5 protein-coding genes and 2 pseudogenes are annotated in these 9,987 nt (G+C 43.6%); 1 reads left to right on the forward strand and 6 read right to left on the reverse strand.

Features of this window, described 5'->3' with window-relative positions:
* Positions 1–39: 39 nt before the first annotated feature.
* The 6 genes and pseudogenes from H6G97_RS09350 to H6G97_RS09375 all read right to left on the reverse strand — a co-directional run.
* Complete coding sequence (locus H6G97_RS09350) at positions 40–855, reverse strand: DUF928 domain-containing protein (protein ID WP_190940345.1); 816 nt, start codon at positions 853–855, stop codon at positions 40–42.
* A gap of 34 nt (positions 856–889) precedes the next feature.
* On the reverse strand, positions 890–3,265 hold the full coding sequence (locus tag H6G97_RS09355) for a CHASE2 domain-containing protein (protein WP_190940355.1): 2,376 nt from the start codon (positions 3,263–3,265) through the stop codon (positions 890–892).
* Positions 3,266–3,439: 174 nt separating this feature from the next.
* A complete protein-coding gene (locus tag H6G97_RS09360; RefSeq protein ID WP_190940346.1) occupies positions 3,440–4,408 on the reverse strand; it encodes a DUF1822 family protein in 969 nt (322 codons plus the stop codon).
* Positions 4,409–4,831: 423 nt separating this feature from the next.
* Entirely contained in the window at positions 4,832–7,693 is a 2,862-nt protein-coding gene (locus H6G97_RS09365) for a CHAT domain-containing protein (RefSeq protein WP_422394174.1), read from the reverse strand.
* Between the two features lie 550 nt (positions 7,694–8,243).
* Positions 8,244–8,891 carry a sigma-70 family RNA polymerase sigma factor gene (locus H6G97_RS09370; RefSeq protein ID WP_190940347.1) on the reverse strand — a complete coding sequence of 216 codons (648 nt, stop codon included), beginning with the start codon at positions 8,889–8,891 and terminating at the stop codon, positions 8,244–8,246.
* A 122-nt stretch (positions 8,892–9,013) separates the two neighbouring features.
* Positions 9,014–9,289 (reverse strand): annotated as a pseudogene (locus H6G97_RS09375) (Na+-transporting NADH:ubiquinone oxidoreductase, subunit NqrB); the annotation flags it as partial.
* A 205-nt stretch (positions 9,290–9,494) separates the two neighbouring features.
* On the opposite strand from H6G97_RS09375, the pseudogene H6G97_RS09380 reads away from it, so the two are divergent.
* Positions 9,495–9,987, forward strand: a pseudogene (locus tag H6G97_RS09380) (hypothetical protein); the annotation flags it as partial.

The following is a 9,987-nucleotide window of genomic DNA, read 5'->3' on the forward strand; positions in this document are numbered from 1 at the left end:
TTTTGCAAATAATCCTTGAGTGAAGTTTTTTTCCCTGGTTTAAGGCGTTTCTACGGGAATGGGTTCTCCTGCAACATCATCTAAGCGGATGCTGCCTAATAAATTCCGCCACTCTGCTTTCAGCGCCGCATCTTCAGGATTTTTTTGACGCAGTTCAGCCAGCGTCGCCAGTGCCTCGTACCATATCCCCTTTTGGGCATAGATAGCATAGCGCTTTCGAGGTTCTGTGGTTTGTAGCTCTTTGACTGTGGCTGGATTCAGTTCGATTCTTTTTATTACCCCTTCAACAAAAGTTGGGGGAGAAGTCTTTTCCTTGTCACAGTTAATGGTTAAAAACCAGCGATATTGTTTGTCTACTGCTAAAGCGGGAACAGTGGTAGGCAAAGAAACGCGGATGACTCCTGGCTCATCGGGGAGAGCGATCGCTTTTCGATAAATCTCCTTAGAGTCCTTAGATTCAGGATATTCTTGCACTACAAATTCAACCGTATAAGGCAAATCTTTGCTATAAGGCACATAGAAAAACCAACTTGGACGTTCTACTGTTGTCTGTCCCCAGACATTAATCACTAAGTCAGCTTCTTCAGTAAAGGGTACTAAAGCAGTCAGATCGGGTTTAGTCGGTGGACACCCAGCTATTTCCCCGCGCTTCGCTCCACCACGAACACGACCGCCAGGAGGGGGGCCAGGTGGAATTGGAGGTTGATTAAAGGTTGTGGCTTGAGCTAGGGTCGTTTTAGCATCAGAGCGATTAGGAGTTGGTTTCGCCAGTACTGGAATCAGGCTAACTAGTAGACTTGTACAGCTAAAAGTTACTATTAAAAACAGTTTTATAGGCTGTGAATTTAAATTCATAAAAACCTTACCTCATACGATTTTAGATTGGGCATTAGTTATTCTCTCTTATCTCCCTCATCTCCCTCATTTCCCTCACCCCCTCACTCTCCACCTGCGCTTCTGTTTTTGAATTATGGATTGACATCAAGCCCACCATAGCTGCCAGCGATAAAGCTGACGGTACAAACGGTACCCAAGCACCCGAAATGAATAGACCAAAACAAAGTCCATACAAAACACCAGAAGTAACACCAGTTGCCAATGCCAACCAGGGTAACGAAAGTCTGCGCCAAGCCAAGATTCCCCCTACCAAAGACCAGCCCCAAATCCAAACCACTTCAGCCCACAATGACCAAACTTGCAGCAACGGCCGTCCATCCTGAACTGCGCTAAGGATCTGGCTGATCATGTGGGCATGTACCAGCACTCCTGGCATTTGTTCATCTAAAGGAACGCCATAGGGTGTAGGCCAAGTGTCTGGAGAATCCCCCTTTGCTGTCACACCAATCAAAACAATCCGGTCTTTGATAGCGCCAGAGTCAAGCGGACTAGATAAAAAATGCGTTAGCTTCACCTGTTCAGCTATCTGTTTTGAAGAACGGTAGTTAAGTAAGATTTGGCCGCCATTAGCATCAATATTTTGATAGCCACCAGTGCCAGAGTTCAGGTTCGGAAAAATAGTTTTACCCACCTGCAAATTCCCTTTAGGGGTGAACTTAGTTTCAATTCCTAAAGGGCGTAGATAGAGGGATGCTAATTGTAGACTAAACGAGTAGCGGGCAGGACACAATGATGTCGCCTCTTGGTTCATGAATAGGAGATGCCGACGAACAACTCCATCGCGATCGTGAATAAAGTCGCTAAATCCTAAGTTTTCTCGGGGTATTTCTGGTGGTGGCCCGTTGCCTGGGATATTTACAGTGCCATCGCTCCCCTTACATACGCCAATCAAGTTCTGAGTTTTTTGGAGACGAGTAATTAAATCTGGGTCTTTGGCCTTAAAATCACGGTAGATATCCAAGCCGATCGCCCGGGGTTGGTATTGCTTTAGTTTTGCCAAAACTTTGTTAAGAGATTTTTCCGAAAGGGAAGCTCCAGTCAAGGACTCGTCATTTTTTCTTTGAATTGCCAAATCATCATCGTCAATTGTAATTATTAACAGTCTAGAATCAAGTCCTGTAGCAGGGCGCGATCGCATCATCAGGTCAAAGGCTTGAATCTCTGAATTTTCCAGCAATCCCACCAATCTCACCCCACAAACCAAGACTGTAATTGCCAAGCTGGATAACAAAGTTGTCCGAAATCTGCGTCTGTTAGGCAAGGGTAAATTGGGTATCTCTTCAATTTTTACAGACCTTAATTCATCCCAAGTGGGTGGTATCTGCGCTGGATTTTGACAAATCACTGGTAGCCAAGTCGCACAAGGAAATCGATCCTCAAGTCCTTGCAAGCGTTCCCGCGCTTGGCGTACTGATTGATATAAAGACTCGCCACCGGCAAAGCCTTCAAGAAAATACTTTAAAAACTCCTTAGCAACCTGGTCTGGCACAGGTTCACGCATGACGATTATTTGAGGAATTTGCAAATCAGCCAGTTCTCGCGCCAATCCCAATCCATCACAGGAATTGAATATAGCTAATTGCAAACCATTTTCAATAGCTTTTTTGAGAGCAAATTTTAACTCGCCAATGGTCAGACTATCAGTTTTATTCAGGTAAATTCGTCCACTTTCCCCATTTCCGTGACTGGAACTGTGTCCGGCAAAGAAAAGAATATCCCAGTTTTTCCCCCAGAGATGGTCAGTCAATTCTTTACGCTGTGGTTCTACTAGAAAGCTGACTTCTGCGTTATTACACTGTTGCAGTAAAGCTTGATCGGCTTGGGTGTCAATCCCCTTACTATTGCCCACAATTGCCAAAATGTTAACTAATTCATTGGCAATGCGTGGCTTGTGAATGCGATCGTAGGATGGTGAAGAAAGGGCGATTTCAGTTTTAGGGTAGCGTTCTAACAAGTCCCACAGATGCCAGGGTAATAGCTGCAATTGGCTATTTTCTGTTTGCAAAATTACCCGCACTTCGTCCGTGGAGGATAATCTTTCTAACCATTTTTCCCTCAAAGGGCGAAACTCTTCTGCCCGCAACCAGGTATTAAAACGTGCCCGCAAAATATGGGAAGTGTTTTCGCAGTCTTGAACCATCGATACATTTGTCACCTGCATTTGGTCAGCATGGAGGCGATAACGATTGCCTATCTGCCGATAACTAGACTGCCAATGACTATAATAGAGCGGCATTTCTGGGAATGAAGGTAGCCTCCCTGTGATTTCTGTTGCAGCACGCTCATGTTCTTCACCAATTTGGAGGGTGACAGCAAATCCCTGCTCAAAACTACCCTCTCCGAATTTTATGACTACTAACTTACCCATAACCGTCGTTATCTCCCTGTGCAAGATCACGCCTTGTTTTAATTTCTCATAACAAGCTCCACAAGCATCTACAGATTTTTTCAAAATCCCCAAAAGCTAGCTTGAATTTTTAATTTTTAATTAACAATTACCACTTAATAATTTACCGACCAAGAGGAAAGATAGCTATGTAATTCAAATTCGGAAATGTTCGGTAATACTGGTATTTTCAAAAGCTACCCTAACGCTAAATTGCTCTGTGGGTTCACCACGAAACTGCAACTGAATGTAGTTGTCTGATTTTCTAGATTGAGCGTCTAGAAATACTGCTCCCGAACTATCTAGAACGGTGAGATGAACTCCTGACGGCAAGTAGATTTGATTCCCAGTGGCGTGCAATTGCAGATGAATACTGGTTTGTTGATCCTTTTCGGGGCTAATTTCCACAATCAACATAACTGGTTGGTTAAGAATTTGGATCCCCAAATCAATCAGTTTTGCCCGTTTAGTAATTGATTCTGGTTGGTTAAGGCTATCTAGTTCCAAAGTTTCAATACTGCGAAAGGCATAAGTTGGTCTGAGTTCCGGCACGTTCCACAGGGATTCAATAGTCTGCCAGCCAGTCTCAAATATACCAGCAAACCACTGACTCAAATTCACTAGTGAAGTAACTGGAGATTGACGCAGTTGCCAGATGTGGTCGATAAATGCTTCCAATGGTTGCAGTTGCGCTAAAGGCAGTATTTCATCTGTGACACTAGGAATAAAACCAAGCAGCTTCGCTTCTTGCAGGAATTCATCAAATTGAACTGCTAAATAACCCACTCGTTCTTCCCAAGTTTCTGGAGGAATAGAAAATATCTGCTGATGGCAATGGACAGGGCGACATTCCAGACGACCAATTGAGGACACCTCTAAGTCAGCTACATTTCCACAAAGGCGCATAATGGGGTTCCAGCTATCACTAGCTTGAAGATCAGTAGGAATATTCATCATCTGCAAGTAGTCATTCACCACCCATACAGCCAGAGTATTCAGCCGGACTTGCTCTGCTTTTTCAGGATTTGGCTGCTGTTTAGCAAATTGCTGGGCAGTTGTGCGAGCTGTTTGGGAAATCGGCAATGTCAAAGCGTAATCGTCTAGCTGATAGGTGGAGTTATTCATAAGTCAATTTCTAGTGATCAATGCTGCTATGTAGATATCATCCGCATTCACTAAATTTATGCCACAAAATTAAATACTGGAAAAAGATAATTGGGGATTGGGGATTGGGGTTTGGCTATTGGGTATTAGGTAAAAATATCTCACAAAATTGAGAGATTGTATATTGAGATGATATAGCAATACTTCTGGGTTTTGCATTTTTAACTCGGAATCGAGTTTGGGGTAAAGGGTACTGAGTTTGGGTTAAAGGTTTTTTCTTTCTTTTTCCCCTTAACCGAGAAGTATCGGATGATATGGGAGATAGAGGTTTTGAGTCTTTAGACTTCTATAAAGATAGCCAGAAAGAGGAGGCTTTGCCTCCTAGAATGGTTTCCCAGTTTCGAGCCTGGGAACGAGGTAAATCCTCAGTGCCCAATCCCCCAATTACAACCAATTTCCAATCAATACATAGGCAGACCAAAAGCTTGGTGCATGATAATTAGGATGTTTCAGCAGCTTTAGCTGGGCACGATGGACTGCTTCGGCTTTAGTGATTTTGCCACTCTTGAGTTCTTGATAGAAGGCGCTAACAAACATTGCCGTCGACTCATCATCAATTTGCCACAGGGAGGCTATAGTACTACGTGCCCCAGCTCGTACAGCTGCTCCTGCCAAACCGAGTGCTGCACGGCTATCTCCTGTTGCTGTTTGGCAAGCACTCAAAACTAATAGTTCCACTATGGTTTTACCCTGGCTGCGGAAGAGAGTATCAAAATCCTTAACATTTATCCGGCCATCGTAATCCAAAATAAAAGTTTCCTCAAGACGGGAACTAAACTGACCGTGGGTTGCCAAATGCACTATGTTAAATGAAGCAGCACCAATTTCATTCTCTAAATTCTTTTTCTTAAAATCTCCATCTAGTAGACGAGTTGTGGATACTCCTGCTTTGGTAATGCCGTCGAATTCAGATTTGATCCCCAGCAATGGCCCATACTTGGAAAATTTTGGCGGGGGCTGAGTCAATCCTGCGGTAAGAGCTACTAGCTGCTGTTGCACCAGTGGTTTTGGGTTTAGGAGTTGTAGACCTACACTCAGAGCAACTGCATATTTCTCTATCAAGTATTCTTTACCATCGTAGAGAGCTGCCATTGGTAAGTTGCGTAATGGGCCATCTAGGACGAATACTAAGGTATCGACACCACTTTTTTGCAATTGTGACTCAATGGGTTTAAGCAGCCAGTTGTAAACTTCTTGCGATTGGGTTTGGACGAGCCTAGTAGCAGTGGGATTGACAAGATTTCTTCGCAGTTCTAGTAAGAGTTTTTCTACATCTGCTTGCAAAATCTTGGTACTGTAGCTTTGCAAGCGTTGTTTAGGAATTTTGACAATTACGTGAAGCTCGTCACGAAGAATAATCGGATAAAGGATAGCAGCCTGGGAATTATTTTGGTCTACTACTTGATCGAGGGCTACTCTCTGACCTTGCAGGCAGGCTTCCTGGAAGAAGTCATCCAATTCTGCTAGTTGGAGTGCTTCAATCCGTTCGCGTGCTTTCTCCAACGTTTTTTCATCTGGTTTTCCTTGTTGGGATTGCAGCAGTAACTCTACTGACTGTCGGTAGACGGGTTCCACGCTGTCCCGGAAGTTGAATTGCACATCCTGGTTTACTACATCTTTATTTGCTACTAAATCTCTGCGGAGAGACTGGAGTGTGTTTACAGCAGCATCATAAGCCGCGATCGCACCATTAATATCTTTTTTTTCCCTGAGCAATCTACCTAACTGCCACTCTAAACTATAGGTAATTTCTGGTGCATTACTGCTCTGTGCCAAAGCTAATCCTTCCTGGGTAAGCTTTTGCGCCTCTGTCCACTGTTTAGTTTCTTCGTACAAGCCGCCTAAACTCTTCAGAGCATAAGCCTCTGCTCGCTTGTCTCCTAAATTGTGGGATTGCTGGATGGCTCTAGCAAGTAATACTGCTGAGTCTTTTTTACTAGATGCTAAGTAATAACTACTACTAGACGCGTGCAAAATACCACTCTTGACTTTTGCCAAACTTTGTGAAAAGTTAACATGAGCGTAAATACTAGCACGACTGAGGGGGAGTTGGTCGAGTTGGGACTCAATTAACGGTAAGAGAGTTTGAGCCTTTGCCCATTCTTGGTCTTCAATAAGTAGTCCCAGGTGATTCAGTTGGGCTTGGATTTTTGTGAGGGGTGAGGGAGAAGCTTCGACTGTTTGTTGATAATAAGCGATCGCCTGTTGCTTTTCCTGTTGTTTACGAGCATTATTCCCCAAACTAAACAGACTAGCCCCAATATCAGCACTTGATTGCAGGTTTCGAGCAATCGTCAGACTTTGTTCTAGTGCTTGTCGTGATTTTTTCAAATCGCGTACTACCAAAAGGGCATCACCAAGCGATCGCAAACTTACTGTCTTTTCTATGGAATCTGGTTGAGATTCTAACGTTTGTTTTACTTGGTCTAGTGTTTTGACAGCCCTTGGGTAAAATCCTTGAGCTTGCCATGCCTGTGCTTGATTGATTAGCGATCGCACCACGCCACTTTTATTATTTGTTTGCTTGTAGATTTCTTCCGTCTGCCGCCAAGTTTTTAAAGCCGCCTCGGGCTGCCCCATCGCCAGTTGCAGACGACCTTGAATATCTAACGATTGGGCAAATATTTGCAGATTTTGATTTTCATTCTGTCCTTTAAGCAAATTTAAGCTCTCTGTAATTGCCTCCTGTGCCTGACTCCATGCACCGAGTTGCTGATGAGCTAGGGAAAGATTACTCAATGTCGCTGCCAATGTGAGGCTTTCCCCTTGCTGTCTATATGCCTGGACAGCTTGTTGCAACACTTCTACAGCCTTAGTATAATTTCCATTGCTGTATAAAACTTTACCCTGCTGCAATAGTGAGGCTGGGTCAGCAGTGACAGCCAGCGATGTCAGACTGTTAACTGGTAATTGGGATGATGAACTAATTGGGCTAGGAACTTTTGCCAGCAAAGGTGATGTGAGAATGCATAGCAAGGCGATTAAGAAGTATAAAACCAAACATAAAAACTTAGCCAGCGTTTTGGCTCCCCGTGCTGGGAGGGTTTCCCTACTTATGCCCCTACTCTTAAGCAAGCTACGCGCAGCATCTCCCGTAAGGGTTTTTTTGGTTTTTGAAATGAGTGACTGACAAACTCTGAAGGGGTTAAAAGTTTTGCAATGTAGGCAAAATAGGCGATGCCTTGGCTCCCTTTGCCTTTTAACTTTTACAAAATTCGCGCCAAAAATCCTAGTTATTTTAGCCATAAGACATGACGAGAGGTAAGTAACGCATTCCCCACAGATCAATCTTGGGGCTTTTAGCAGAGAAAGAGAAACAGCGGCTTGGAACGCGCACAGGTTCCGAAACACTATCCCCCAAACCTCTAGGTGCGGTTACGATTAACAGAGGATGTACTCATCCCCACGCCCAAAAAACACATTGGTTTGCCTAGAAGCAAGTAATATGTTTTTATCCTAATTGAGACTACGCGACAGTATCTTGTTTAGTGGACAGGTTTTTTCTGCGTAGTTACGCAGTGTTTTATCCAATTTCAACATATCAATATTATCTCATGAAATACCCTGATTTTTTAGACTCTAAACTTGATGGGCAAAGTATAGTTAAGTATATACTTAACATAGCAAGGTAGCACATTTGTACTATCTTGCTATGTATCTATTAAATCCGTGAACAGTTATCACGGTTTCAGTTAGATATTTGACTCCGACTGAACACGCCATTTTTAGAAATGGGGGACTCTCACTCCCAACGGAAAAATTAACTGGTAACTAATAACTGTTGAAACAAGAATCCCTATAACAATCCCTCCAATTCTGCGAATTTACGCAAACGGGGTAGACATTGGCGCTGATAAAAACTGCTTAATGTCGGAATTGACAACCCAAATTCTTCAGATAATTCTCTCCAGCTTACTTCTGGGGGTAAGCGTTTGAGAATTAACACCTGACAGTTGACATCTGGATGCCCTTTAATGTGAGTAGCGCGTAGTTCTCCATCAGAATCTGTCCTCGCCCATATCTCTAGGTTTTCCAAAATCGGAGGCGCTTGGGGGCTAGCCGGGAGATTATCTACAGGGTCAATAGTTTCACTTGTTCCACCCGATGTAGACTGATGAATTCTCAGAGGGACTATTGTGGCTTGTTCCCGGTTTTGGTTAAGGTAAAAGTCTTGTAGTCTCCTTTTTAGGTAAGCATTCAGCCAGGTGATGACGCTGCCATGAGTGGGGTCATAGATTTGACCGGTCAAACCTTCACAAACATTGCGACAAAAATACAACCAAGTTTGTTGTAGTGCGTCTTGATAATAGGGAGTACTTTCCCTCCAAAGTCTACTTGCTGTCAAGCGAATAATTTGCGTGAGCAGCTTTTGACGCTGAGGACTACCAGGTTGGTGTCCACAGGCTTCTTTAACTAAGCAGCGTAGCTGTTCATCGTGAACCATGACAATCTTGGAGAACAAAGCAAGAATATCTTAGTATTGCGTATAACAACGCCCTAAAAAATTACCTTTCGTCAAGATGCCAAATTTTTTTTAGAGGGAACGGGGCATGGGGCATTGGTGGGTAAGATTTCTGCCGTTAGAATAATTAATAGCCCATACCACCACTCTTCACCCCATTGTCCCGGCGAAACCCAAGCATCGGGGGTAAGAATTAAGGCAGATATGATGCCAAAATTGGCGGGATTGAAAAAATGCTTATCACCTACTTGAAAGATAAATTTACTAGCGATCGCAAGAACTGCGGCTATTGCCATTGTTGTCCAGTGGTCAGCCCGCAATAGTAAACTTAGCCCCAGTGAGGTAATTAAAGCACTGCGAAGATTGGGCATTTGTTTTTTGTCATTTGTTATTTGTCCTACCCTGCGGGTACTCCGTTGGAGAACTTGAAGAGTAGCCGCTAGGGCATCTATGTTGTTTGCTAATGACCAATAACTAACGAATAATCGGTCGGTTCGCTCATTTCACAAACAGAATAGCCAAATAACAGCCTGAAAGTGTAGTCTGCAAAGGTGTTCACTAATAATTGAGGCGGCTAGATAACAGTTGCAAAACACTACATCAGAGCGAGTAGATGATCTTCCAGTGATCATTCATTGGTTGTTACAAATGCAGATCCAGTTTTTGCTAGACCTTGAATTACCAACGCCGCATGGCAATCGTCAGGGTTTGAGTTACGGTCAACTGGCGGTATTATTATTGACTTACATATTGACTCAAGCAGATCACAGGCTTTGTGCAGTCGAATCATGGGTACGCCAGCATCATCAAAGTTTAGAAATGGCAACAGGGTGGTCCATTCGGGATAAAGATTGTAGTGATGACCGATTAGCTGACATGGTAGGCATCTTAGGATCATCGGAAAATGATGCGATGATTCAAGTCGAAACAGTCTTGGGACAGCACTTGGTCAAAGCTTATGACTTGTCTACAGATATCGCTCGTTGCGATACTACAAGCTTGAGCGTATATCATCAGCCACAAGTGGATAATCAGCAGGTTGAGCAAGCATTATCCCCACCATTGCTTCACAAAGGAC

Source organism: Nostoc flagelliforme FACHB-838, assembly GCF_014698065.1.
Taxonomy (GTDB): domain Bacteria; phylum Cyanobacteriota; class Cyanobacteriia; order Cyanobacteriales; family Nostocaceae; genus Nostoc; species Nostoc flagelliforme_B.